27 protein-coding genes and 1 tRNA gene are annotated in these 23,272 nt (G+C 58.1%); 10 read left to right on the forward strand and 18 right to left on the reverse strand.

Translation table 11 applies throughout. The annotated features are described in order from the left end of the window. Nucleotides 1-14: 14 nt before the first annotated feature. From tsf to AC53L6_RS09415, 5 genes are all read right to left on the reverse strand, one after another. Nucleotides 15-890: a translation elongation factor Ts gene (tsf, locus tag AC53L6_RS09395; protein WP_299197475.1), complete on the reverse strand. Its 876-nt coding sequence runs from the start codon at nucleotides 888-890 to the stop codon at nucleotides 15-17. Between the two features lie 73 nt (nucleotides 891-963). Then, complete coding sequence (rpsB, locus tag AC53L6_RS09400) at nucleotides 964-1,779, reverse strand: 30S ribosomal protein S2 (protein WP_299197478.1); 816 nt, start codon at nucleotides 1,777-1,779, stop codon at nucleotides 964-966. Nucleotides 1,780-2,143: 364 nt separating this feature from the next. Beyond that, complete coding sequence (gene olsA / locus AC53L6_RS09405) at nucleotides 2,144-3,001, reverse strand: lyso-ornithine lipid O-acyltransferase (protein WP_496907675.1); 858 nt, start codon at nucleotides 2,999-3,001, stop codon at nucleotides 2,144-2,146. Further along, nucleotides 2,998-3,759 (reverse strand): L-ornithine N(alpha)-acyltransferase, encoded by a 762-nt coding sequence (olsB, locus tag AC53L6_RS09410; RefSeq protein WP_496907676.1) that lies wholly within the window; start codon nucleotides 3,757-3,759, stop codon nucleotides 2,998-3,000. The genes olsA and olsB overlap by 4 nt, the downstream gene beginning before the upstream one ends. 94 nt (nucleotides 3,760-3,853) lie before the next feature. After that, a complete protein-coding gene (locus AC53L6_RS09415) occupies nucleotides 3,854-4,036 on the reverse strand; it encodes a DUF3553 domain-containing protein (protein ID WP_299197487.1) in 183 nt (60 codons plus the stop codon). 38 nt (nucleotides 4,037-4,074) lie between these two features. Here AC53L6_RS09415 and AC53L6_RS09420 point away from each other — a divergent pair, with 38 nt between their 5' ends. Beyond that, nucleotides 4,075-4,668, forward strand: coding sequence for a histidine phosphotransferase family protein (locus AC53L6_RS09420; RefSeq protein WP_472728053.1), 594 nt, complete (start codon nucleotides 4,075-4,077; stop codon nucleotides 4,666-4,668). Here the strand turns inward: AC53L6_RS09420 and AC53L6_RS09425 are convergent. The 9 genes from AC53L6_RS09425 to AC53L6_RS09465 form a co-directional block, all read right to left on the reverse strand. Continuing rightward, nucleotides 4,665-5,930 (reverse strand): glutamate-5-semialdehyde dehydrogenase, encoded by a 1,266-nt coding sequence (locus tag AC53L6_RS09425; RefSeq protein ID WP_496907677.1) that lies wholly within the window; start codon nucleotides 5,928-5,930, stop codon nucleotides 4,665-4,667. The genes AC53L6_RS09420 and AC53L6_RS09425 overlap by 4 nt on opposite strands. A gap of 75 nt (nucleotides 5,931-6,005) precedes the next feature. Then, nucleotides 6,006-7,112, reverse strand: coding sequence for a glutamate 5-kinase (gene proB, locus AC53L6_RS09430; protein WP_299741556.1), 1,107 nt, complete (start codon nucleotides 7,110-7,112; stop codon nucleotides 6,006-6,008). Continuing rightward, nucleotides 7,100-8,134 (reverse strand): GTPase ObgE, encoded by a 1,035-nt coding sequence (gene obgE / locus AC53L6_RS09435; RefSeq protein ID WP_299768035.1) that lies wholly within the window; start codon nucleotides 8,132-8,134, stop codon nucleotides 7,100-7,102. Before obgE ends, proB begins: the two co-directional genes overlap by 13 nt. A 36-nt stretch (nucleotides 8,135-8,170) precedes the next feature. After that, the gene (locus AC53L6_RS09440; protein WP_496907678.1) at nucleotides 8,171-8,713 is read right to left on the reverse strand and encodes a GNAT family N-acetyltransferase; all 543 of its coding nucleotides are present in this window, start codon (nucleotides 8,711-8,713) and stop codon (nucleotides 8,171-8,173) included. Next, nucleotides 8,710-9,312 (reverse strand): LysE family translocator, encoded by a 603-nt coding sequence (locus AC53L6_RS09445; RefSeq protein WP_299197579.1) that lies wholly within the window; start codon nucleotides 9,310-9,312, stop codon nucleotides 8,710-8,712. Before AC53L6_RS09445 ends, AC53L6_RS09440 begins: the two co-directional genes overlap by 4 nt. Then, nucleotides 9,309-9,860, reverse strand: a complete 552-nt coding sequence (locus AC53L6_RS09450; RefSeq protein WP_496907679.1) for a GNAT family N-acetyltransferase — start codon at nucleotides 9,858-9,860, stop codon at nucleotides 9,309-9,311. Before AC53L6_RS09450 ends, AC53L6_RS09445 begins: the two co-directional genes overlap by 4 nt. Next, nucleotides 9,857-10,360, reverse strand: a complete 504-nt coding sequence (locus AC53L6_RS09455) for a GNAT family N-acetyltransferase (protein ID WP_299596563.1) — start codon at nucleotides 10,358-10,360, stop codon at nucleotides 9,857-9,859. Before AC53L6_RS09455 ends, AC53L6_RS09450 begins: the two co-directional genes overlap by 4 nt. Before the next feature lie 93 nt (nucleotides 10,361-10,453). Continuing rightward, on the reverse strand, nucleotides 10,454-10,723 hold the full coding sequence (gene rpmA / locus AC53L6_RS09460; protein ID WP_189370744.1) for a 50S ribosomal protein L27: 270 nt from the start codon (nucleotides 10,721-10,723) through the stop codon (nucleotides 10,454-10,456). 12 nt (nucleotides 10,724-10,735) lie between these two features. Continuing rightward, nucleotides 10,736-11,425, reverse strand: a complete 690-nt coding sequence (locus tag AC53L6_RS09465) for a 50S ribosomal protein L21 (protein WP_299768041.1) — start codon at nucleotides 11,423-11,425, stop codon at nucleotides 10,736-10,738. A gap of 294 nt (nucleotides 11,426-11,719) precedes the next feature. Here AC53L6_RS09465 and AC53L6_RS09470 point away from each other — a divergent pair, with 294 nt between their 5' ends. Continuing rightward, nucleotides 11,720-12,733: a Hint domain-containing protein gene (locus AC53L6_RS09470; RefSeq protein WP_496907680.1), complete on the forward strand. Its 1,014-nt coding sequence runs from the start codon at nucleotides 11,720-11,722 to the stop codon at nucleotides 12,731-12,733. Between the two features lie 24 nt (nucleotides 12,734-12,757). On the opposite strand, the gene AC53L6_RS09475 is transcribed toward AC53L6_RS09470, so the two are convergent. Then, on the reverse strand, nucleotides 12,758-13,528 hold the full coding sequence (locus tag AC53L6_RS09475; RefSeq protein WP_496907681.1) for a DUF2059 domain-containing protein: 771 nt from the start codon (nucleotides 13,526-13,528) through the stop codon (nucleotides 12,758-12,760). Next, nucleotides 13,529-14,356 carry a DUF2059 domain-containing protein gene (locus AC53L6_RS09480; protein WP_496907682.1) on the reverse strand — a complete coding sequence of 276 codons (828 nt, stop codon included), beginning with the start codon at nucleotides 14,354-14,356 and terminating at the stop codon, nucleotides 13,529-13,531. Between the two features lie 160 nt (nucleotides 14,357-14,516). Here AC53L6_RS09480 and AC53L6_RS09485 point away from each other — a divergent pair. Beyond that, nucleotides 14,517-14,606, forward strand: a tRNA-Ser gene (locus AC53L6_RS09485). Nucleotides 14,607-15,536: 930 nt separating this feature from the next. On the opposite strand, the gene AC53L6_RS09490 is transcribed toward AC53L6_RS09485, so the two are convergent. Then, nucleotides 15,537-15,917: a VOC family protein gene (locus AC53L6_RS09490; protein WP_299197943.1), complete on the reverse strand. Its 381-nt coding sequence runs from the start codon at nucleotides 15,915-15,917 to the stop codon at nucleotides 15,537-15,539. A 40-nt stretch (nucleotides 15,918-15,957) separates the two neighbouring features. Beyond that, the gene (locus tag AC53L6_RS09495; protein WP_496907683.1) at nucleotides 15,958-17,046 is read right to left on the reverse strand and encodes a PQQ-dependent sugar dehydrogenase; all 1,089 of its coding nucleotides are present in this window, start codon (nucleotides 17,044-17,046) and stop codon (nucleotides 15,958-15,960) included. Nucleotides 17,047-17,204: 158 nt separating this feature from the next. Here AC53L6_RS09495 and AC53L6_RS09500 point away from each other — a divergent pair, with 158 nt between their 5' ends. The 7 genes from AC53L6_RS09500 (at nucleotide 17,205) to AC53L6_RS09530 (ending at nucleotide 23,271) form a co-directional block, all read left to right on the forward strand. Next, the gene (locus AC53L6_RS09500; RefSeq protein WP_496907684.1) at nucleotides 17,205-18,404 is read left to right on the forward strand and encodes an ABC transporter substrate-binding protein; all 1,200 of its coding nucleotides are present in this window, start codon (nucleotides 17,205-17,207) and stop codon (nucleotides 18,402-18,404) included. A gap of 88 nt (nucleotides 18,405-18,492) precedes the next feature. Next, entirely contained in the window at nucleotides 18,493-19,275 is a 783-nt protein-coding gene (locus AC53L6_RS09505) for an ABC transporter ATP-binding protein (protein WP_496907685.1), read from the forward strand. Further along, entirely contained in the window at nucleotides 19,272-19,844 is a 573-nt protein-coding gene (locus AC53L6_RS09510; RefSeq protein ID WP_299741581.1) for a hypothetical protein, read from the forward strand. Before AC53L6_RS09505 ends, AC53L6_RS09510 begins: the two co-directional genes overlap by 4 nt. Beyond that, a complete protein-coding gene (locus tag AC53L6_RS09515; RefSeq protein ID WP_496907686.1) occupies nucleotides 19,844-20,557 on the forward strand; it encodes an ABC transporter ATP-binding protein in 714 nt (237 codons plus the stop codon). Before AC53L6_RS09510 ends, AC53L6_RS09515 begins: the two co-directional genes overlap by 1 nt. A gap of 13 nt (nucleotides 20,558-20,570) precedes the next feature. After that, nucleotides 20,571-20,960 carry a hypothetical protein gene (locus tag AC53L6_RS09520; protein WP_496907687.1) on the forward strand — a complete coding sequence of 130 codons (390 nt, stop codon included), beginning with the start codon at nucleotides 20,571-20,573 and terminating at the stop codon, nucleotides 20,958-20,960. Further along, complete coding sequence (locus AC53L6_RS09525) at nucleotides 20,960-21,970, forward strand: branched-chain amino acid ABC transporter permease (RefSeq protein WP_299198077.1); 1,011 nt, start codon at nucleotides 20,960-20,962, stop codon at nucleotides 21,968-21,970. Before AC53L6_RS09520 ends, AC53L6_RS09525 begins: the two co-directional genes overlap by 1 nt. Further along, nucleotides 21,967-23,271, forward strand: a complete 1,305-nt coding sequence (locus tag AC53L6_RS09530) for a branched-chain amino acid ABC transporter permease (RefSeq protein ID WP_496907688.1) — start codon at nucleotides 21,967-21,969, stop codon at nucleotides 23,269-23,271. Before AC53L6_RS09525 ends, AC53L6_RS09530 begins: the two co-directional genes overlap by 4 nt. The last annotated feature ends 1 nt before the right edge of the window (nucleotide 23,272 follow it).

Below are 23,272 nucleotides of genomic sequence, written 5' to 3' on the forward strand. Positions count from 1 at the left end.
ATGCAAGGGAAAGATTAGCCCTGAGCTGCTTTCGCAACCTCGGCTGCAAAGTCTTCCTTCTCGACTTCGATGCCTTCGCCCACTTCCAGACGGGCAAAGCCGGTGATGGTTGCGCCCGCTTCCTTGGCAGCCGCCTCGACCGTCAGGTCGGGGTTCACAACAAAGGACTGGTTCAGCAAGGTTGATTCGGCGACGAATTTCTTCATCCGGCCCACGATCATCTTCTCGATGACCTGCTCAGGCTTGCCGCTTTCACGTGCAATATCCATCTGAACCTGCTTTTCTTTCTCGACCACGGCAGTATCCATGTCGGCCTCGGACAAAGCTGCAGGGTTTACAGCCGCGATGTGCATCGCAACCTGCTTGCCGAACGCTTCGTCGCCGCCGTCCATGGCTACCAGAACACCGATTTTACCCATGCCGGCAGTTGCCGCGTTGTGGACATAGGACACAACTGTACCGCCGGAAATCTTGGCCATGCGGCGGACCGACATGTTCTCGCCAATAGTTGCGATCTTGTCAGTCACGACGTCTGCAACGGACTTGCCACCCATGTCGGCAGCAGCAAGTGCTTCAACACCGTCCACGCCCAAAGCGGCGGTGGCGATGCCAGAAACCATCTCCTGGAATTCAGCGTTCTTGCCAACAAAGTCAGTTTCTGAGTTCACTTCAACCGCGACGCCAGTGCCACCATCGACAACAACGGCCACCAGACCTTCGGCAGCCGTCCGGCCCGATTTCTTGGCCGCTTTCGCGAGGCCCTTGGTGCGCAGCCAGTCAACAGCGGCTTCCATGTCACCACCGGTTTCGGTCAGCGCTTTTTTCGCGTCCATCATGCCTGCGCCGGTGCTGTCGCGCAGTTCTTTCACCAATGCTGCTGTGATTGCCATCTTTTGGCTCTCCTCAAATGGGTGTGGGTTGCGGCAGGCCTTAGCCCGCCGCACATGTCAGTTGTGTGACGCTTCAGCTTTCTGCAGGCGCTTCGGCAGCAGGCGCTTCAGCAGCGGTTTCTTCTGCAGGGGCCTCTTCGGCAACAGCTTCCTCAACCGGTGCTTCTTCCATCGCACCCAGATCAACGCCGGCTGCACCCAGTTGGGCGCTCATGCCGTCAAGGGCTGCGCGCGATGCCAGATCGCAATACAGCGCAATGGCACGGGCCGCGTCATCGTTGCCGGGGATGATGTAATCCACACCATCGGGCGAGCAGTTGGTGTCGACCACAGCCACAACCGGGATACCCAGCTTATTAGCTTCCGCGACGGCCAGCGCTTCTTTCTTGACGTCGATGACGAACAGCAGATCAGGACGACCACCCATCTCGCGGATACCACCCAGCGAGGCTTGAAGTTTGCCCTGGTCACGTTCCATGCCCAGACGCTCTTTCTTCGTCAGACCTTCAAAACCGTTCTCGGACTGCTCATCGATCGACTTCAGGCGGTTGATCGATTTCGACACGGTCTGCCAGTTGGTTAGCGTGCCACCCAGCCAGCGGTGGTTCATGTAGTACTGCGCGCATTTCTCGGCTGCATCCGCAATGGGCTGTGCCGCTTGACGCTTGGTGCCAACGAACAGAACGCTGCCGCCTTTTGCGACAGTGTCGCGGACAGCTTGCAGGGCCTGATCCAGCATCGGAACAGTCTGCGTCAGGTCCATGATGTGGATGCCGTTGCGCGCGCCATAAATGAAGGGCGACATGCGCGGGTTCCAGCGCTGTGTCTGGTGACCAAAGTGTACGCCTGCTTCAAGCAGCTGACGCATGGAGAACTCGGGAAGAGCCATGTGCTTTATCCTTTTCCGGTTTTCGCCTTGCCCGGGGTATCAGCGCGGATGCGCCAACCGGTGGACATCTGGGGATGTCTCCCCCATCTGCCCGCCCCGAACTGCGGAGTTAGTGCGCGCCGATTATGCCAAGCGCTCTGAAATGGCAAGCCCCATTCGACACCATCCACGCCCGGCTGCACAATTGCGAGCACACCAGTTACAGGCGACTGGATTGGTATCGCGCGCAAGCGCGTCCTTTGGATCAAATAAGCACAAGATCTGATGCGCAAGAGCCGTCTTGCCATAGTGTGGTGCATCCCCGGTGTACGGGGGGTGTACAGGAGGTGTACGAGGGGTGACAGGCCACGCGCGCAACAAAAGGTTAAACTCCGGTCTCGTCGCTTTCCGCCTGTTCACCCGCTGCAAGCGCATGACTGGCGCGTACCGCCACCTCCGCTGCCGCCGCCAAAGCCTTGCGATCCGCAAAGTCGGACACACGCAAGGGCGCGTGATAGATCACCTCCACCCGTCCATGTCGCGGCAATGCAAGCGTTGCCAAAAGGTGTGTGCCGAATTCCATGTCACCCCACCAGCCATAGGTCCTAGCATCACGACGTTGCGGCGCATGGTACACCACCGTGACCGGCTGTACGGACAGATGTGGGCGCAGATCTTCAGCGAAGAATGACGCGAACAAAGTCGTCTTGAACGGCAAAACACGCAAACCGTCTGTACTGGTGCCTTCGGGGAAAAACAAAAGCCTTTGACCGGCCAGCAACCGCTCTTGGAACAACTCCGTTTGCACCTTGACCGCGCGTGGATCGCGAGCAATGAACAACGTGCCTGTTGCGCGGGCCAGCGTACCGATACCGGGCCATCCCGCCACTTCTGATTTCGACACGAAGTAGATACGGTCCGCCGCGTTCAGAACAAAGATGTCCAACCAGGACGAGTGGTTGGCCACGATGGCACCCTGCCCTTTCATCGGTTTGCCAGTGCGGATGTAGGACAGCCCAAGCCAGAACATGGACAAGCGGCACACCACCTGCGTGATCCAGGGCGTCCACGGGCGCGTCAACCCAAAGAACGGCCTTTCGATCAGACGCAAAGGCAGGAGCAACGCTAATCCGATGAGAATGATCAAAATGATACCCGCACCTCGCCAAAGAATGCGCAGCACCGCGGTCGGACCACGCACCACATGGTCAGGCGGCGGTGCACCGTCCCATGTCATGTTCATGAAACTGCTCCATAAATCCGCCTCTGACGGTCCGACATAGCAGCAGTGTCCATGATCAGGCACACATCTGTTGTGTTGAAGGCATGATCGACATAGGCCCCCTCCCCCACGACACCGCCAAGGCGCAGATAGGCTTTGATCAAGGCAGGCATGTCCACCATCGCCGCGCGTCTGTCTATCTGATCTTCGGGTACCAGGTTCATGGTGGCGGCGTGTGGCGCGCGAGCCGTCACACGCAGCGGTTCGGGTGCAAGGTGACGGTGATGTAGGAGTGACAGAGGTTGCGCAATGGCTCGTGGATTGGTGCCGTGGAACGACGCGACGCCAAACATGATGTCAATCTGATGCTCCGCCACGTAAGCGGCAAGACCATTCCAAAGATGATACAGCGCCGCCCCTCCGCGATAGTCTTTGTGCACGCAAGATCGACCTAGCTCCAGCAATCTCCGCCCCGTCGCGCGCAAGGGTGCCAGATCATACTCATCTTCGGAGTAGAATTGCCCCGCTGCCTCGGCCTGTTCGGCGCGCAGCATCCGGTAAACGGCAACAACCTGTCCCACCGCATCATCGTACAGAACAAGATGATCAAAAAAGGGATCGAAGCGATCACGCTCAAGGCCGGCATGATGGTCCACCATCGCGCCACCACCGCCCAGTTCGCGCACGAAAACATCGTAGCGCAAGGCCTGCGCTGCCCGGAGGTCCGCCGGGTCGTCCACAAGGCTCACACGAAATTCTGGGTCTTTGGTCAGGCTCATCGCGGGCGGTGTATCGGCATATCTTGAAAAAGGGTAGAGATTGACGACGCATGCGACGAGAGGTTGCAATGCGTTAAGGTTTTAGAAAGGATGTTCAAGCATCAAAGACCGGGATCAAAGCAATACGCGTTCCGTCGATCACCACCTTGCCCTCATTGGGAAAATTCACGGTGACCTTGGCGCCGATGTTGCTTTGGACCTGCCCAATACCCCACTCATCGTACTGGGGATGACGCACCAACATGCCGGGAGCCAGAATGGCATTCAGATCTTCCATATCCGGGCCTTTACCATTTCACTGTCTGGGGGCCGCTGATGGGCCAAAGTAACATCAACCTGGCTGCATTGATCGGCAGCCGCATCTGCCATGACCTCATATCGCCAATCGGGGCCATCAACAACGGCCTGGAGCTGCTTGGTATGTCCAGCGGGCAGACTGGACCTGAACTTGATCTTATTTCGGAAAGCGTGGGAAACGCCAGCGCACGTATCCGGTTCTTTCGCATCGCCTACGGTGCCGCAAGTGCACAGCCGCTCGGCCGGGCCGAGGTTGTGTCGATCCTATCGGACAGCATGGATGGCGGACGGCTGAAGGCCGTCTACGGGCCGCTTGACCCGCAACCGCGCTGGGCTGTGCGGATGGCCTTTCTGGCGGTACAATGTCTTGAAACGGCTCTGCCGTATGGCGGACGGATTGAAATTGCGTGCACTGATGGCACATGGGACATCACAGGCCATTCCGCCAAACAAAGTGTCGATTCATCGCTTTGGGGCCTGCTCAAAGGAGAAGGCGTCAACGAACTGGCCCCAGCCCACGTGCAATTCGCCCTGTTGCCCGAGGTGGCGGCAGACGCACAGCGCAAGATTTCGACACAACTTTTGCCGGACAGGCTGACAATCCGGTTTTAGTCCCGCACTGTTCCATCGCCACGCACCAAGTACTTGAAACTGGTGAGCTGTGCTGCACCCACCGGCCCGCGTGCATGCATCTTGCCCGTCGCGATCCCGATCTCTGCGCCCATGCCAAACTCGCCGCCGTCTGCAAACTGGGTGGAGGCGTTGTGCATCAGAATCGCGCTGTCGACTTGATCAAAAAACTTGGCAGCGGCCCCCGCATCCTCGGTCAGGATACAATCGGTGTGGTTTGAGCCATGGGTTCGGATATGCTCAATCGCTGCATCAACATCCGAAACCACGCGCGCGGCAATGTCCATATCGAGGTATTCCTTGCCCCAATCGGCGTCGGTGGCGGCCAACACTCCTTCGATCGTCTGCAACGCGACATCTGCATGAACACGCACACCCGCATCCACCAACGCGCGGACAACGCCCTGACCAATGGTCGACGCAATATCCTGATGAATTAACAAGCACTCCGCAGCCCCACAGATACCAGTGCGTCGCGTTTTTGCGTTCAAAACAACCTTGAGGACCTTCTCGAGATCCGCATCCTTGTCGATGTAGATGTGAACGATCCCTTCAAGATGAGCAAAGACAGGTACACGCGCCTCGCGCTGTACAAGACCGACAAGACCTTTGCCGCCACGTGGCACTATCACATCGATAGTGTCGGTCATGGTCAGCATTTCACTGACCGCGGCACGGTCTCGCGTCGGCACAAGCTGGATGGCATCTTCGGGCAAGTCGGCGTCGCGCAGACCCGCTTGCAACGCGGCATGGATTGCACCCGACGAATGAAAGCTCTCTGATCCGCCACGTAGGATAACAGCGTTGCCAGCTTTCAGGCACAGGGCACCTGCATCCGCCGTCACATTGGGCCGGCTTTCGTAGATAACGCCGACAACCCCTAGCGGTGTCCGAACACGTTGAATGTTCAGCCCCGTGGGCTGGGTCCATTCGGCCAGAACCTCTCCGACCGGGTCAGCCTGTTCAGCCACCGCGCGCAGACCGTCGACGATCCCTTGAATACGCTCTTCATCCAGCCGTAGGCGATCCATCATGGCATCGGACAAGCCCTTGTTCCGACCAAATTCCATGTCCAGCGCGTTCGCCGCAATAATCGCATCGCGGCTGTTCCACACATGCTCTGCCGCGCTGATCAAAGCGGCATGCTTCCGCTCGGCGCTGGCAAAGGCCAATGACGCCGCGGCAGTTTTTGCGCGGGTGCCAATATCGGCCATCAATGCAGGGATGTCGGCGAAGTCTTTCATGGGTCACGTCCTTTTTCAGGCGGTACGCCGCAGATTTCCATGCCTCCGGCGGTGGTATTTATAGTCAGAAGAAGATCACAGCGCCATATCATCGCGGTGGATCAAGGCGGCCCGTCCCGGATACCCCAGTAGCTTCTCGATCTCGGCGCTCCTGTGGCCTTTGATCTTTTGCGCTTCATCCGCTGTATAACGACTGAGACCCAGACCAAGTTGGTGTCCATCCGGCCCCGTGATCGCCACCGGGTCACCGCGGCCAAACATTCCCGAAACCGCATGAACTCCAGCAGGTAACAGACTGTTTCCTCTTGACAATGCCTGTGCAGCACCTGCGTCCAGCGTCACAGTTCCAAGCGGTTTCATGGCCGCAATCCAGCGTTTGCGTGCAACTTGCGGGTCCAGTGTGGCAGTGAACCACGTCGCGTTCGCGCCTGTTTCAAGCCCGGTAAGTGGGCGCAAGGCAGCACCATGACAGATCGCCATCGCGCATCCCGCGGCCGTCGAGGTTTTTGCCGCCATGAGCTTGGTTTTCATTCCACCCTTTGACAGCCCCGACCCGGCATCGCCAGCCATCGCTTCGATCTCGGGCGTGATATGGTCGATGAAATCATAGCGCTTCGCATCTGGATCATCGGCAGGGTTGGCGGAATAGAACCCGTCCACGTCCGACAGCAGGACAAGAACGTCCGCGCCTATGGTCGCAGCGATCTGAGCGGCCAATCGGTCATTGTCGCCAAACCGGATTTCATCGGTCGCGATCGTGTCATTCTCATTGACGATCGGCACGACATTCAAGCCAACCAAGTGCTCCAGTGTCGCCCTGGAATTCAAATAGCGGCGTCGGTCGCGGCTGTCCTCCAACGTCATCAACACCTGGGCGGTCGTGATGTCGTGCGGCGCCAAAGCTTCCTCATAAGCACGGGCAAGGCGAATCTGCCCAACCGCCGCTGCCGCCTGCGACTGTTCCAATGCAAGATCAGTGGCAGGTAGACCCAGAACCTCGCGCCCCAGCGCGATGGAGCCTGACGAAACAAGAACAACCTGTACGCCGCACGACTTCAACCAAGCCACGTCCTGCGCAAGGGCGGTGAGCCAGTCCTTACGAAGCGCGCCCGTGGTCCTGTCCACCAACAGCGCTGACCCGATCTTGACCACCAGCCGTTTGGCCGTGATCAGGGACGCCATGGCTCGACCTCTTCCTGCGGACGGTGGCGCAGACGATCCTCATCTATCTGCCCCCGCAAGGACCGCAGCACTTCGGTGACGCCGTCGCGCGCAACACTCGACATCATCATCACCGGGCCGCCGGATGCTTCTTCGAGTGCGGTACGGGCTGTGGCGCGTTCGTCTTCGTCCAACGCATCAATCTTGTTCAACACGGTCACGCGCGGCTTGTCGGCCAGATCACCGCCATAGGCCTCAAGCTCGCCAATGATGGTCTCATAATCCTCAGCCACTGTTTCCGATGTGCCATCCACCAAATGCAGCAGGACCGCACAGCGTTCAACGTGGCCCAGAAACAGATCGCCCAAGCCCCGCCCTTCAGACGCACCTTCGATCAGGCCGGGGATATCCGCAACAACAAATTCGGTGTTGTCCACGCCAACAACGCCAAGGTTGGGATGCAGCGTGGTAAACGGATAGTCTGCAATCTTGGGTCGCGCATTCGACGTGGTCGCTAGGAATGTCGACTTGCCCGCATTCGGCAAACCCAGCAAGCCCACATCCGCGATCAACTTTAGGCGCAGCCAGAGCGTACGCTCGACACCTTCTTGACCGGGGTTGGCACGACGTGGCGCCTGGTTGGTGGCAGACTTGAAATGGAGGTTGCCCCAACCACCGTTCCCACCACGCGCCAGTTCGACCCGATCACCAACATTCACCAGATCAGCGATCACCGTCTCCTGATCCTCATCGAGGATTTCTGTCCCCGCGGGGACACGTAGCAGAATGTCGTCGCCATCCTTGCCCGTGCGCTGACGCCCCATGCCTGGTTGGCCGTTCTTGGCAAAGAAGTGCTGCTGGTAGCGAAAGTCGATCAGCGTATTAAGCCCATCGACGGCCTCTGCCCAGACCGAGCCCCCGCCTCCGCCATCGCCGCCGTCCGGGCCGCCATATTCGATGTATTTTTCGCGCCGAAACGAGATGCACCCGTTTCCGCCTGCACCCGAACGGATGTAGACCTTGGTCAGATCAAGAAACTTCATGGGTGGTGTCCTAGCGCGGGGGACCAGCCCCCGCAATCAGAGTTTGCGACTATAAGTCCATGTGGGCACGGTCGCATCCCGCGCGACCGAGAACCCTTCGGCATCACCCAGATATTCGAACCCGCAATGCGTCAACACACGGGCCGAGGCCGGATTGTCCTGAAACACGCTGGCAAACATCGTGGCATTGTCCATCGGATTGGCATCCACGAGCGCCTGAACCGCATCAGATGCAAGACCGGTGTTCCAGAAATGTGGCGCGACCCAATATCCAACCTCGGACTGGTTGCGATCCATACGGGTCAAGGAGATCAGACCCATGATTTCAGCACCGCCAGACTTGAGCCCGTCCATGGCCCAGACATCTTCCTCGCGCTCATCTGCCATGGCGCGCGCCACAAAGGCTTCGGTCATGCCAGGCGGGATCGGATGTGGAATAGATTGGGTGTTGCGGGCGACGCGCAGGTCGCTCGTATACATCTCGATCAACCCCATGTCCGATCGGCGCAACGGACGCAGTACGAAGCGTTCCGTTTCGATCACATTCTGGGTCACGATTTTTTCCATCTCCACGGTCATGTCCCTCCTCCGAACAAAACAAACAGAACCGACGCGACCGTCAGGGCCGCGAGGGTATACATCAAATAAGGTTCCGCACGCGTTCCTGCGAGGGTGCGCGCGATACGATCACCGGCAAGTGTCCAAAGCGGGTGAAACAGCACCTGCGTGGCGAGCAATATTCCACCAATCGTTGCCGTTGCGATAACGGCATCCGTACCGGGAGATACAAAGCCCGTGAAACCTGCAACAATCATTGCCCACGCCTTGGGGTTCAACGGGTGCACCACAAGTCCAGCGACGAAGCCAGGCGCGGCAGCACTCGGATCGGATGCACCAAGGCGCAGTTGTGACACCTTCCACGCCAGCCAGATGATGTAGGCAGCAGATACCCATTTCAGGGTTTGGAACACCCACGGTGCCCGATCAGCCAATTCCATCAGGCCAAAACCAACAGGCCAGATGATAAGTTGCTTTCCCAGCGCGACACCGGCCACGAATGGCAAAGCCGCGCGAAAGCCGTACCGCGCACCGGTTGCCAAAAGCGCCATGTTTGCAGGCCCGGGTGTTCCGACCTGGCTGGCTGCAAAGACGGCAAAGGACATCGCCGCAACTGTCATGGCAGACGCACCAAATCGCGGTCGAGCAGGCCCATCACCAAATCATCATGCCATTCGGCATCAATCAATGCAGACTCACGTTCGCGTCCCTCGACGACAAACCCCACTTTTTTGTAGGCAGCAATGGCGCGGGCGTTGAATGCCAGCACCCGGCAACCCAACCGGTGCAATCCCATGTCATCAAACGCATGCGCCCCAAGCAGGCGCATCGCTTCAGAGCCGTAACCCTGCCCCAACGCATTGTGATCCAGAATGCCGATACCGATCAGAGCCCTTCGGTCGGCGCGATTGATCAAGTGCAGACGGATGGCGCCCAGCAGGTCACCGCCAACATCAATCACCCAAGCATGACGATCCTCTTGCTGCGCAGTAACCCATGCCTGTGCAGCATCGCGAGTGATGTCCCGCACCTGCCCCGGGTCACCGCCAAACATCTTCACGATATCCGGCGTGTTGCCCAAGGCAAAACGTGCATCGACGTCGCCAGAAACTACGTCACGAAGAACGACACGCGGACCGCGCAGTACTGGTTTGGTGGATGCCGTCATCCGATCATCTCCCACGTGCTTTGGGTCAACACCATGCGCTGCAAAACATGACAGTCGCCTGTCGCCGGGCATCTGGCCTGCGTCTGCGATGTCCGCACAAATCCCAGCTTCTGAAGCACATGGCGCGATGCCACGTTTTCCATAAAATGGCTGCTTTGCAGGTCCGAAGACGTCATCGCAAAGTGGCGATTAACCATGGCCCTGCACGCCTCGGACGCATAGCCGAGACCCCAATGGTTCTTTCCCAGCCAGTATCCAAGCTCGCCCTCGGTACCAATGCATCCGACGACCTGCTCTCCCGCACAGATAACAAAGGTGTTGCCACCGCCGACTTCAACGCGCGCAATGAAGTCATTGGCATCCGCCAGCGTATAGGGATGCGGCACGCGGGTCAGCCAGCGCGACACATCCAAGTCACCCACCAATGCGGCGAACACGGCAGCGTCCTGCATTCCGGGACGGCGCAGGGTCAGGCGGTCAGTGGTCATTAGGTCTGTCATCAGACCCTCCTCGCTGGTTGCGGGGGGCGGAAACGAAAAAGGGACCGGCGTTTCCGCCGATCCCTGATTTTGTCAAAACCTTTTGGGTACGGCTTATTCAGCAGCCTCCGCAGCTGGGAGCACGGAGATAAACGTGCGACCCTTGAGGCCTTTGTGGAAGGTGACGGCGCCATCGACGGTTGCAAAGATTGTGTGATCTTTGCCCATGCCTACGCCTTCACCCGGCCAAAACTTGGTTCCGCGCTGGCGCACGATGATGTTGCCGGGAATGGCGGCTTGGCCACCATAAAGCTTTACGCCAAGACGGCGGCCAGCGGAGTCGCGACCGTTACGGGACGAACCGCCTGCTTTTTTATGTGCCATGCGTCTCTCTCCTTAGCCTTGGGTCTTTTCTTGGGCCTGAGCGATCCAGCCTTCGCGCTCGATCCGACCTTTGAAAGACAGTTTCTCGTCCATATCAGCAACGTCCTCTGGGGTCCATGCTGCGATCTGCGCGAAGGTGGTCACACCCGCTTCGTGCAGTTTCTTCTCAAGCGCGGGACCAACACCCGACAGTTGCTTCAGATCGTCGCCACCGGCTGCGGCCTTCTTGGGCGCGGCTTTCTTGGCTTCCTTCTTGGGCTCTGCCTTGGCTTCAGCCTTTGGCGCTTCGGCTTTCGCCGCTTTCTTGGCAGGCTTGGCGGCAGCGGGTGCTGCAGCAATGCCGAACCCGGCGCCGTTCACAGCGGCCATCACGCCCGACTTGTCCGCACCAGAGGCAAGGATGTCGGTGATCTTGACCAGCGTCAGTTGCTGACGGTGACCCTTGGTGCGCTTCGAGCTGTGCTTCCGGCGACGCTTGACGAAGTTGATCGTCTTTGGGCCTTTGATCTGTTCGATGACTTCGGCTTGCACGCCTGCACCCGAAACAACGGGCGAACCGACTTGGGGCTTGTCGCCACCAACCATCAGCACTTCGTTGAATTGGACTTTGTCACCTGCGTTTGCGGCCAGTTTTTCAACGCGGAGCGTGTCGCCCGATTGAACTTTGTACTGTTTGCCGCCGGTTTTCATAACCGCGAACATTGCGTTCTTCCTTTTGTTACCGCGTCTTGTGGTCCCCGGTCTCGGGAGTTTACGGCACTTGCCACCTCAGACAGCGCGCCCATTCGGGCGATATCCATATGATCTGACAACACGAAGGCCGCCAGAATGCGCGCTTATTCAAGCATTCCTACGGCAAGTCAAGGGGCTGGCGTTACTCCCAAGAAAAAACACTTAAGCGGGACTTTGCCGATGGCGAAACGGGCAGTCACATTTCTACCCAAGATAGCAGATTGTCATTTTGAATATTTGCTCTGAAAGCGAGGCAAACACAGCATGCCTTTATATACCTTGCAGTGGGTCTACCAGCTTGATGATTTTGACACATCCGGCGGGAACATTACGCCTCCGAACGAACGCAGCGCGCAAGCGCAGGGGGATCCGCCCTTTAGCATCCGGTTGGATCCAAGCGCGCAGCCACTTCAGATTGTCATTGATGATGACGATCCGAATTTCAACGAAGCACCGACAGACACCAATCAGGTGTTAGCGAGTCCAGTCACGATTGATAACGTCACCTACCCGGCCGGTTCGCAGGTAGTCATCAACTATGTTCTAACCGACGACAACGGGTTTGAAGGCTTTTCAATTACGATCGGTGAGAACAATACCGGAAACAACACAACGACAGCCTTCATTTCCAACCAACCAATGGTTCCGGGCCAGCAATATATATTCACGGATGAAGGTAATATTGGCCGTAGCCCGCGACCCTACTCCGAGTTTGTTTGCTTTACACCAGGCACCCGCATCCGGGTCCCCGGCGGCACACGTCCTGTCGAAAAGCTGAAACCCGGCGACTTGGTCAGCACCATGGATCATGGCCCCCAGCCGGTGCGGTGGGTCGGAATGCGAACCGTACCTGCAATCGGTGACCGTGTGCCGGTGACAATTTCGGCGGGCATACTCGGCACACGACGTGATCTGACCGTGTCGCCAAATCACAGGATCCTGCTTGAAAGTGGTGCAACCGAATTCCTGACGGGAGAGTCGCGTCTTCTGGTCGCCGCCAAACACCTCGTGAACGGCGACACCATCCGCACCGCACCCAACGGCTTCGTCACATACGTCCACATCATGTTCGACGCACACAGGGTCGTTTGGGCAAATGGGTGCGCTGCAGAAAGCTTTTATCTTGGCCCGCATGCCCGTCGCACACTGGACCCAGACCAAACCGCAGAAATCATAGCGCTCTTCCCAGAATTGGCGCACACGAACTGTCCGGAAGCGGACATGGCATATCCCATTGCAAGCTCTCACGAGGGCCGCATATTGGCGACTTACCTTTGAAGCAAACAATCGTTTGACATCATTTCAGAGTTCATTTTGCGGCAGAAGTCGGCCCGCCGCCTGTCCCAATCCATAGGAAAGCGTTGTGTAGCTTTGACCGAAAGCAAGGAACAGGGCATCGTCAACAGCCATGCCCACATCGGTTTCCCAAAAGGCTGTGTAGATGGCAATCTCGTCATCAGTCATCGCCGATTGGGCCAGCGCGTTGTACCCGCGCAACCAGCTCTCCGTATCGACTAGAATGCGCGCGCGCAGTTGATCCATATCCGGGGCTTCAGCATTTCGGCCTGAGCTGTCCGACAACCCATCTAAAAAAGCGGCCTGCGCCGCAACGGCAACGTCCGTATTCCGTTCGATCAAATCCCGAGACACCAAGTAGTCCGTAACCTTGTCGCCGCGCGCAGCCGGGCTGGCCTTGGCGGCATCTTCAACGGAATCATCGAGAAATGTCTGCCGCGCCTGCACCTCCAGCGCAATAATACGTTCGCCCAGCTCGCTCTCGAAGAACAACAGCGCCTGCGCCGCCGCCTCCGGCTCCAAGTGTTCCGCCATTATGGTGCGCAATTCGGTTTCCATGCGCGAAGGATCATACAGCCGCTGCACGGTATCCGCCCATACATCGCCGCCCTGCCCGTTCAAAAATGCCTCGTCAATCGATTGCCCCGCTTCCAGGCCTTCAGTGACAAAGGCCCCAATCAATTCGGGCACGCCCATCGCATCAATCAAACGGTTGACGTCAGCCCAGGCTGCCTGCGTGAGCATCCATAGTGACAGGCTCAGAACGGCAAGGCGCATCTACAGCTCCTGACTGGGTTGCAACGATTGCATGGCACGGGCCAATGCCTCGAACCGGTTTGCCATGATCTCGTACTGCACCGCGTTCATCAGGTCGTATACGTGACGCATCTTTGGGTTTTCGAGGGCTTTGGCATATTCCAGCACCTCTTGATCGGAAAAAGACTGGTACGTGTAAGCGGCGCCAGTCAACGCGCTTGCCGCAATCTCTTCCTTCAAGACATCCTCATCGCTGGACAGAAGCTCGCGCAAATCCGGCTCCTCCAGCTGCAATTCAATGATACCCGCACCAGCGGCAGCCATAAGAAACCGGACCTGGATTTCCTGAATTGCTCGGATACTTACCCCCGCGCTGTCAGACGCTTTGTTCATACGCTTGAGATAGTCAAGACGAGGACTGTCCAATCGTTCAAGCCCCGCAACAATAGCTTCGCCACTGTCGTGCTTCAGCGCATCATCTTCCTTCATATGGCTGGCGTTTTCCGCTTGAACCAGACGTTGCCCAAGGTCCGTTGCATAGAAATCCGCCGCATGGGTCAGCATGTCGTCTTCGAGGGTCCTTTCCAGGATATCCAAAGCAAGATCATGCATGACCTCGGTCTTGAAGACATCCCTTGTTAGGCGGGTCCATTCCGTTCCAAAATCTTCGGCCTGCAAACCAAGCATTTCGGGGGCAGAACTTGCTGACAGTCGGATACTTTCAAGCGCAACATCGAAACCTGTGACTTCAAGAAAATCCTGCAGTTTGGCCCGATCCGCCGCAAAGGCGGAAACAGACATGGCAAATGTCAGGACAAGGGCTGCAAATCCGTATCGAAGAGAACGCATGGGATACCTCATTTCTATCTGCTCGGGCATATTAACCTCGGCATCTAGGGTATGTGTTTTTACGGGCGCGTCCATCAAATTTCCCGTGTAAACGGCTTTGATGAAAAACTGCCTTGCGCGTCGGCGTCGTTCACCGTAATTGAGCGCACCAGACCCCCGCGGAGAGGTGCCGGAGTGGTCGAACGGGGCGGTCTCGAAAACCGTTGTGGGTGCAAGCCCACCCAGGGTTCGAATCCCTGTCTCTCCGCCACATATCTTAATTTAGCGTTATTTTTCAATCGGTTGAGTGGCGCTTGCACCTTCATACATCCGCTGTTTCTCCGCTTTGGCCGGACACAGCTACAAATCACACCGACAACTCAGCCTTGCATCGGGCAAAATGCCGCCGACGAACTGCTGGCCCAGTCCTTTCCGGCCTCAAGGCGGACAAAGCTCCCAAACAGACCGCTGCAGAGCCAGCCGATAAAGCAAAAGTCCAGCCGGATAGGCCAAACGCGCCTGTTGAGCTGCGTCCGTTGCCTTGGCCATGGGTCGCTTTCAAATGCCCGAGCCGGCCGCTACAACAGGTGATCGGCTTGTTTGGTCTGGCCCAAGTCCGGCGTCAGGTTGATAAGAAGACGTCAGAGTGTGCCAATTCAAATCCCACGCTCCAGCGGTCAGACAAATACAGCTTAAGAGTGATCCGGCACATGATCCAACAGTCTGTGCAACCGGTCCGCAGCCGCTTCAACCCTGCCTGCATCATTGAAGGGCTCTGCCTCGATCATCAAGATCGCAGGCATGCCTGACGCATTACCTACGTCCTTGGCCAATCCCAGAAGACGCCATGCTTCGCTCGGGCGACATCTAGACGCGCCGCACGCGCACCAGCAATCAAAGTCCCTTGGTTCGTAAAACTCGCTTCAGCCATTTTGCAAACCTTATGTTTTAATCGCGTAATAAACGTCGGCCCGCTTTGCATGGAACCAGCACGCAACTGCGGGACCAAGAATCCAAGACTCCACCCGAGACGTAACGCGCCAAGGCACTGTGTTTGTCGCGACGCCCAATGACAACCAAAATGACTGCGATTTTCGCATTGTCGCCGACAGCGAGCATCAAAAACAGACACATCGCCTCTTATAAGTTATTTTTAAACAAAACCCTGCAGCAAGCACGCCGCAGACTCTGCTAGTGGTGCTCACTCACCAACAAAATCAATGTGAATATGATTGCCGTCTGGATCCCAGACGTTGAAGGCCGACAGATGCATCTCTTCGATGCCGGAACGGCGATAGGCGACACCCCTTTGTTGTAGCCGATCCTGGAATGCCTCTGCATCCCCGGAGGCGCGAAAGGCAAAGTGTTCGAGCTTGAGGGCCGTTTCAGATCCCGCAGCCCCATCGTCTTCAACCGCAACCAAATGAACAGCGGCAACATCCCCAGCGTAGAGCCACGCACCATCCATACTGAACGCGGGACGTACACCCGCTGAAAGCCCAAGGATCTCCTCGTACCACTGGATCATTTCGGCAAGGCGCGTTGTGCGCAGATTCACGTGATCGAGACGTTCGATAGGCATGGGTGTACTCCTCTTCCGCAGCCACCCTATCGCACTGCTCTCAACGCGTCATCCGGTACACGGTGCCGTTGCCGACCGATATGAACAGGATACTCCCATCAGGTGCCTCGACGATGTCGCGCACACGCAAGGTTTCATCGCCCTCGATCTGCTCGACTTCGCTGGCACTGATGTCGTCCACCGCCAGTCGCGAAATGTAGCTGAACTTCAGCGAACCAACGAACATGTCACCCTTCCACTCAGGAAACATGTCGCCCTGGTAAATCATAAGTCCGGATGGGGCCATCGACGGATCCCAGTAGAATGCCGGCTGCTCCATGTCGGCTCGCGACGTGCCTTCTCCGATCTTCGCACCGGAGTAATGGACGCCATAGGAAATCACGGGCCACCCGAAATTCGCCCCCTTCTGGACGCGGTTCACCTCGTCCCCGCCGCGCGCGCCGTGCTCTGCCGTCCACAGCGTGTCATCAGCATCCAGGCCCGCCCCTTGCGGGTTGCGATGCCCGTAGGACCAAATATGGGGCAGAATGCCTTCCTGGCCAACAAACGGATTGTCAGCGGGCACCGTGCCATCCCTGTTTACTCGAACGATTGCACCGTTGTGATTGGACCGGTCCTGCGCGGACGGGCGATCACCTCGATCACCGATGGTCACATACAAAGTGCCATCCGGTGCTTCGACCACGCGACTGCCGAAATGGCGCCCACTGCTTCCCCCTGGTGCGCTTTCAAACAGGTCACGCAGATTTTCGAGCCCTGTTCCATCCGTGCTCAGCTCTGCCGCTGCGAGTGCGGTACCCGATCCGCGGCCCTGCGGTTTGGAGTAAGTCAGAAAAACGGTCCGCGAAGTCGCAAAGTCGCGCGAAATAGTAACATCCAAAAGCCCGCCCTGCCCTGCGGCAGCAACACGTGGCACGCCATCCACCGCTTTCGCTTCACCACCAGACGCATGCACCAAACGTCCATCACGTTCAGTCACCAACAACGAACCATCCGGCAGTTCCGCGACCCCCCAAGGCTCATCCAGCCCCGCGACGACCGGCGTCACTGTTATAGCCCCCTGATCCGTTTCCAGCGCAAGGGCGGATAAAGGCAAAAAGGTCATGGCAAAAACAGCAAAACGGCGCATCTGAGCATCCTCCATCTTGGGTACATACCTTAGCTAATCATTCATCCAGCGCGGTCCACCCACATTCCCGTGGGTTACCACGGACTATTCGACTTTTCTTTTTTGCATCGCCCGCTTACGCTCCGCCGCAGGACAATGATCCACAGGGAGAAAAGACAATGAAAAAACTGCTTATGGCGTCAGCCGCCACGGCATTGATGGCCGGCACTGCATTCGCCGACGGACACGCAAAAGAAGTCAAAATCGGTATCATTCTGGGCTTCACCGGCCCCATTGAATCTCTGACACCGTCGATGGCCGATGGCGCTGAACTGGCAATGAAAGAAGTCACCGATTCCGGCTTGTTGCTGGACAGCGCCACCGTGACACCGGTACGCGCGGACAGCACATGCGTTGATGCTGGTGCGGCAACGGCCGCCGCCGAACGTCTTGTGACCTCGGACCAGGTTGACGGTATCATGGGCGCAGATTGCTCGGGCGTCACGGGTGCGATCCTGAACAACGTGGCCGTAGCCAATGGCGTTGTCATGGTGTCGCCCTCGGCCACCTCACCCGGCCTGTCGCATAATGACAACGAAGACAACGGCCTGTTCTTCCGCACGGCACCGTCGGACGCACGTCAGGGCGTTGTGATGACCGAAGTGCTGATGGAAGAAGGCATCAACGAAGTCGCCGTTACCTACACGAACAACGACTACGGCAAGGGGCTGGCAGATTCGTTCCAGGCCGCCTTTGAAGCCGCAGGCGGGACCGTGACCATCAACGCAGCCCATGAAGACGGCAAGGCGGACTACTCGGCCGAAGTCGGCGCGTTGGCAGCAGCTGGCGGTGAGCGTCTCGTGGTCGCAGGCTATGTGGATCAGGGCGGCTCCGGCGTCGTGCGCGCAGCATTGGATTCCGGCGCATTCGACACCTTCCACTTCCCCGACGGGATGATCAGCGCCAAGCTGGCCGAGAACTTCGGGGACGAGATTGAAGGCTCGACCGGTCAACACCCAGGCACCGACAGCCCGGGCGCCGCGAAGTTCGAAGAGATGGTTGGTGACGCGTTCGACGCCACCTCGCCCTTCACACCCGAAAGCTATGATGCAGCAGCGTTGATCATGCTGGCGATGCAAGCGGCCAACTCCAAGGACAGCAACGACTACAAAGAGCATATCATGGACGTGGCCAACGCACCGGGCGAACAGATCTTCCCCGGTGAGCTGGCCAAAGCCCTGCAAATCCTCAAGGACGGCGGCGAAATCGACTATGTCGGCGCCACAGCCGTGGAACTGATCGGTGCGGGTGAATCGGCGGGCAACTATCGCCAGATCGTCGTCGAAGGCGGCGAAATCACCACGGCCAAGTACCGCTAAACGGTTATCCAAACTGATGGACAGCCCGGGCATTCCCGGGCTGTTTCAATATCTTGAAGACCGCTCTTAAAGCGGCACGAGGAAACATATGATCGTCGTTGACGACATTCACAAACATTTCGGCGGGTTTCATGCCGTTGACGGCGCATCGCTGTCAATCCAACCCGGCTCGATCACCGGTTTGATCGGCCCGAACGGCGCAGGAAAAACCACACTTTTCAATGTGATCGCAGGTGTACTTCCACCGACGTCTGGCCGCGTGACCATGGACGGCGAGGACATCACCGGCCTGCCACCACATACACTGTTCCACAAAGGACTTCTGCGCACCTTCCAGATCGCGCACGAGTTCAGCTCCATGACCTGTCGCGAGAACCTGATGATGGTCCCCAGCGCGCAATCAGGTGAAACGCTTTGGAACACATGGTTCGGGCGCAAGCGCATTGCCGATGAAGAACGTGCGCTGGCTGCAAAGGCCAATGAAGTGTTGGAGTTCCTGACCATCGAACATCTGTCCGACCACAAGGCGGGCCAGGTCTCAGGTGGACAAAAGAAATTGCTGGAACTCGGACGCACCATGATGGTCGACGCCAAGATCGTGTTCCTGGACGAGGTCGGCGCAGGCGTGAACCGCACCCTACTCAACACCATCGGCGACGCCATCCTTCGTCTGAACAAGGAACGCAACTACACATTCGTCGTGATCGAACACGATATGGATTTCATCGGCAAGATCTGCGACCCGGTCATCTGCATGGCCGAGGGCAAGGTACTGGCCGAGGGCACGTTGGCCGAGATCAAAGCCAACGAACAGGTGATCGAGGCGTATCTGGGCACCGGCCTCAAGAACAAGGACAAGGTGGGCGCATGAAACGCATCGCACTTGCATATTGCGCAACGCTCGCACTGACAGCAATGCCGGTCCTGGCGCAGGAAACCTGCCATGACGTTACCGAAGGTGTGGAATATTGCACGGACGCGGAACAGCGTCGCGGTTTCATTAGCCAAGCGATTTATCCCGATCTGTTCGGTGTGTTCACCCTATCGGACGACCCGTTGATTTCCACAAATGTAGTTGTCATGCCGCTCGACCGTACGCTCATCGACAGCAATGACATGGTCGACATGATCTTTGAGCAGTACCGCCGTGGCACACCGCACTTTTCCAACGTTGGCAACCTGCAAGTGCGCGGCTCTACCATCGACGGACGCGCCAGCATTCAGGTCGATTTCATGGCCCTGAGCAAGGACAACAACCCGCGCGGCGGGTACATCGTGGAGGCACTGCCGGGTGCTGATGCGGTTTTGTTGATCTACACGGTTCAAGAGCGTCACGCCAAGGAAGCCGACGGTCGGCCCGGTCCCAAGGTCGAAGCCATTACAGATGAAATGCGTGCCGCCCATGCCGCCGCTATGCAAGACTACAGGATTGGCCTGTGATGTCCGACCCCTTCCTGATTGGCGACACCATGACCGGCGGCTACGGCAATGGCCCCGACATCCTTCACGACTGCACCGTGGCGGTTGAACCTGGCGAAATTGCCGTCATTGTCGGCCCCAATGGCGCAGGAAAGTCGACGGCGATGAAAGCTGTCTTTGGCATGCTGGACGTACGCCAAGGCGCGGTGCGGTTGGATGGTGAAGACATTACGGACCTCACCCCGCAGGACCGGGTCGCCAAGGGCATGGGGTTTGTCCCCCAGACATCCAACATCTTCACCTCGATGACGGTCGAGGAGAATCTCGAAATGGGCGCCTTCATCCGGCGCGACGATTTCTCGGACACCATGGCGCAGGTTTACGAGCTTTTCCCGATCCTCAAGCAAAAGCGCCGCCAGCCTGCGGGAGAGTTGTCGGGTGGCCAGCGCCAGCAGGTCGCCGTTGGGCGTGCGCTGATGACCCAGCCCAAGGTGCTGATGCTGGACGAACCCACTGCGGGCGTCAGCCCCATCGTCATGGATGAACTCTTTGACCGCATCATCGAGGTTGCCCGTACCGGCATCCCGATCTTGATGGTCGAACAGAACGCCCGCCAAGCGCTTGAGATTGCAGACAAAGGCTATGTGCTGGTGCAGGGCCGGAATGCGTATACGGGGACCGGCAAGGAATTGTTGGCCGATCCAGAAGTGCGCAAGAGTTTTTTGGGGGGGTGAGGAAGTGAGATTATTGCTCATTCTGACCTTGTCGACTTTCGGTGCTTGGACGAAGCCAAGTGTCGCACAAGGTAATCAAACACTGGACTGCACTTTCAAGACCGAGTGTGCAGACACCGATGGCTGCGCAGAAAGCGGTTTCGACCTCACATTGTCTTACATGCTTAAGCCTTTGGGACCCAACGGAATGATTTCACGCGCGGAAAAAACCGATGTAAACGGCACGACCAGGGGCCTCGTTGCAGTTCGCAACCAAGTAACGCGGTATCAGTCCGGCGAATTCCATGAGGGTGCGGAAGAAACATTAACAATCAACGCGGAAGGCGACGCGCGCTTTGTGGTCACTTTGCCTGAAGTACCGATGATCATTACTTACGCTGGCACCTGCGAGGTGATCGAATAATGGACCTCCTGAACGCCTTCATCACCCTCTCGAACTTCGTCCTGATCCCGGCCATCGCATATGGCTCCCAACTCGCCCTTGGGGCGCTTGGTGTCACGTTGATCTACGGCATTCTGCGCTTTTCCAACTTCGCTCATGGCGACACGATGGCCTTCGGCACCATGGCGACAATCCTGATCACATGGGCGTTCCAAGCCGCTGGGATCAGCGCCGGTCCCCTGCCCACCGCCCTGCTCGCCCTGCCCTTTGGCATCGCCGTCTGCGCACTGTTCGTGCTGGCGACAGATCGCGGGGTCTACAGTTTCTACCGTACGCAAAAGGCGAAACCGATCATCTTTGTCATGGTCAGCCTTGGTGTCATGTTCATCATGAACGGCCTTGTCCGCTTCATCATCGGCCCCAATGATCAGCGCTTTTCGGACGGTGAGCGATTCATCATCTCGGTCCGCGAATTCAAGGCACTCACGGGGCTCAAGGAAGGTCTGGCGATCAAGACCACCCAAGGGCTGACCGTCATCACCGCTATCATCGTTGTCGCTTTGCTGTTCTATTTCTTGAACCGGACCCGAACGGGCAAGTCCATGCGGGCCTACTCGGACAACGAAGACCTCGCGCTGCTGTCCGGCATCAATCCTGAACGGGTGGTCATGGTCACATGGCTGATCGTGGCGGCACTGGCGACAATCGCGGGCGTTCTCTACGGCCTCGACAAGTCGTTCAAGCCCTTCGTCTATTTCCAGCTGCTGCTGCCCATCTTCGCCTCCGCCATCGTCGGCGGGCTTGGTAACCCGCTGGGCGCCATCGCGGGCGGCTTTACCATCGCGTTCTCCGAAGTGATGATTACCTATGCATGGAAGAAGGTGGCTGGCTATGCCCTACCCGATGCGCTCGCCCCGGACGGGTTGGCACAGCTTCTGTCCACCGACTACAAATTCGCCGTCAGCTTCGTCATCCTGCTGATCGTGCTTTTGTTCAAGCCCACGGGCCTGTTCGCGGGGAAATCCGTATGACCGACACGACACGCAACTTCGTCTACTTCGGCTTCATCGCTGCGCTGATCATCGGCACTGGCATGATGACCTCTTGGAACCTCGCCATCACGATCGTCAATTTCGGGCTGATCTCGGCCATCATGGCGCTGGGGGTGAACCTGCAATGGGGGTTCGCGGGGCTGTTCAACGTGGGCATCATGGGTTTTGTGGCGCTCGGCGGGCTTGCCACTGTGCTGATCTCCATGCCCCCTGTGGGCGAGGCCTGGGCTGCAGGCGGCGTACGGGTGATCCTCGCGTTGATCCTTGGGGCGGCGACAATCGTCGGCGCGATCCTTGCCTACAACGCGTTGCCCAAGGGGCGTATGCGCGCAATCGGCATGATTGTGATCCTGGTTGCCGGGTTCTTCATCTACCGCGCCGTTTTTGACGGCGGCGTACAGGCGGTCGAGGCGGTGAACCCCGCCAACGCAGGCTACTTGGGCGGGCTTGGCCTGCCCGTGTTGATGGCATGGCCCGTGGGCGGCCTGCTCGCCGCGGGTGCTGCGTGGATTATTGGCAAGACGGCACTCGGGTTGCGCTCGGACTACCTTGCCATCGCCACTTTGGGCATTGCAGAGATCATCATCGCCGTGCTGAAGAACGAAGATTGGCTGGCACGCGGCGTCAAGAATGTTGTCGGTCTGCCCCGCCCTGCGCCCTATGAGATCAATCTGCAAAACAGTGAAACATTTGTGGAGCGTGTAACAAACCTTGGCTTCGACCCGGTCACGGCGTCCACCCTTTGGGTCAAGGCCATCTACGCGGGGCTTTTCACGGTTGTCCTGCTGATCCTCTTCATCCTTGCCCAACGGGCTCTACATTCGCCCTGGGGCCGCATGATGCGTGCCATCCGCGACAACGAGGTCGCAGCCGAGGCCATGGGCAAGGACGTCACCGCCCGCCACTTGCAGATTTTCGTGCTCGGCTCCGCCATCTGCGGCATTGCCGGCGCGATGATGACCACGCTGGACGGGCAGCTCACACCGGGCACATATCAGCCCTTGCGCTTCACCTTCCTGATCTGGGTCATGGTAATCGTGGGTGGCTCGGGCAACAACCTCGGCGCGGTGCTTGGCGGCTTCCTGATCTGGTGGCTCTGGGTGATGGTGGAACCCATTGGGCTTTGGGTGATGCAGGTCGTCACCTCCGGCATGGCCGAAGGCTTCTGGCTGCGTGAGCACCTGCTCGACAGCGCGGCCCATATGCGACTTTTGACCATGGGGGTTGTCCTGCTTCTGGTGCTACGTTTCAGCCCGAGAGGATTGATACCGGAGAGGTAAC

It is taken from the genome of Tateyamaria sp. LSS28, assembly GCF_059611725.1.

Excerpts from the sequence above, each read along its gene's own strand:
- AC53L6_RS09425 (WP_496907677.1), bottom strand. The coding sequence starts at position 5,930 with ATGAAAGACTTCGCCGACATCCCTGCATTGATGGCCGATATTGGCACC.
- tsf (WP_299197475.1), bottom strand. The coding sequence starts at position 890 with ATGGCAATCACAGCAGCATTGGTGAAAGAACTGCGCGACAGCACCGGC.
- AC53L6_RS09510 (WP_299741581.1), top strand. The coding sequence starts at position 19,272 with ATGAAACGCATCGCACTTGCATATTGCGCAACGCTCGCACTGACAGCA.
- AC53L6_RS09475 (WP_496907681.1), bottom strand. The coding sequence starts at position 13,528 with ATGCGCCTTGCCGTTCTGAGCCTGTCACTATGGATGCTCACGCAGGCA.
- AC53L6_RS09480 (WP_496907682.1), bottom strand. The coding sequence starts at position 14,356 with ATGCGTTCTCTTCGATACGGATTTGCAGCCCTTGTCCTGACATTTGCC.
- AC53L6_RS09530 (WP_496907688.1), top strand. The coding sequence starts at position 21,967 with ATGACCGACACGACACGCAACTTCGTCTACTTCGGCTTCATCGCTGCG.
- AC53L6_RS09455 (WP_299596563.1), bottom strand. The coding sequence starts at position 10,360 with ATGACAGACCTAATGACCACTGACCGCCTGACCCTGCGCCGTCCCGGA.
- AC53L6_RS09450 (WP_496907679.1), bottom strand. The coding sequence starts at position 9,860 with ATGACGGCATCCACCAAACCAGTACTGCGCGGTCCGCGTGTCGTTCTT.
- AC53L6_RS09495 (WP_496907683.1), bottom strand. The coding sequence starts at position 17,046 with ATGCGCCGTTTTGCTGTTTTTGCCATGACCTTTTTGCCTTTATCCGCC.
- AC53L6_RS09505 (WP_496907685.1), top strand. The coding sequence starts at position 18,493 with ATGATCGTCGTTGACGACATTCACAAACATTTCGGCGGGTTTCATGCC.
- obgE (WP_299768035.1), bottom strand. The coding sequence starts at position 8,134 with ATGAAGTTTCTTGATCTGACCAAGGTCTACATCCGTTCGGGTGCAGGC.
- rpsB (WP_299197478.1), bottom strand. The coding sequence starts at position 1,779 with ATGGCTCTTCCCGAGTTCTCCATGCGTCAGCTGCTTGAAGCAGGCGTA.
- AC53L6_RS09420 (WP_472728053.1), top strand. The coding sequence starts at position 4,075 with ATGGGCCAAAGTAACATCAACCTGGCTGCATTGATCGGCAGCCGCATC.
- AC53L6_RS09515 (WP_496907686.1), top strand. The coding sequence starts at position 19,844 with ATGTCCGACCCCTTCCTGATTGGCGACACCATGACCGGCGGCTACGGC.
- rpmA (WP_189370744.1), bottom strand. The coding sequence starts at position 10,723 with ATGGCACATAAAAAAGCAGGCGGTTCGTCCCGTAACGGTCGCGACTCC.
- olsA (WP_496907675.1), bottom strand. The coding sequence starts at position 3,001 with ATGAACATGACATGGGACGGTGCACCGCCGCCTGACCATGTGGTGCGT.
- AC53L6_RS09490 (WP_299197943.1), bottom strand. The coding sequence starts at position 15,917 with ATGCCTATCGAACGTCTCGATCACGTGAATCTGCGCACAACGCGCCTT.
- AC53L6_RS09500 (WP_496907684.1), top strand. The coding sequence starts at position 17,205 with ATGAAAAAACTGCTTATGGCGTCAGCCGCCACGGCATTGATGGCCGGC.
- AC53L6_RS09440 (WP_496907678.1), bottom strand. The coding sequence starts at position 8,713 with ATGACCGTGGAGATGGAAAAAATCGTGACCCAGAATGTGATCGAAACG.
- AC53L6_RS09415 (WP_299197487.1), bottom strand. The coding sequence starts at position 4,036 with ATGGAAGATCTGAATGCCATTCTGGCTCCCGGCATGTTGGTGCGTCAT.
- AC53L6_RS09525 (WP_299198077.1), top strand. The coding sequence starts at position 20,960 with ATGGACCTCCTGAACGCCTTCATCACCCTCTCGAACTTCGTCCTGATC.
- AC53L6_RS09470 (WP_496907680.1), top strand. The coding sequence starts at position 11,720 with ATGCCTTTATATACCTTGCAGTGGGTCTACCAGCTTGATGATTTTGAC.
- AC53L6_RS09465 (WP_299768041.1), bottom strand. The coding sequence starts at position 11,425 with ATGTTCGCGGTTATGAAAACCGGCGGCAAACAGTACAAAGTTCAATCG.
- olsB (WP_496907676.1), bottom strand. The coding sequence starts at position 3,759 with ATGAGCCTGACCAAAGACCCAGAATTTCGTGTGAGCCTTGTGGACGAC.
- proB (WP_299741556.1), bottom strand. The coding sequence starts at position 7,112 with ATGGCGTCCCTGATCACGGCCAAACGGCTGGTGGTCAAGATCGGGTCA.
- AC53L6_RS09445 (WP_299197579.1), bottom strand. The coding sequence starts at position 9,312 with ATGACAGTTGCGGCGATGTCCTTTGCCGTCTTTGCAGCCAGCCAGGTC.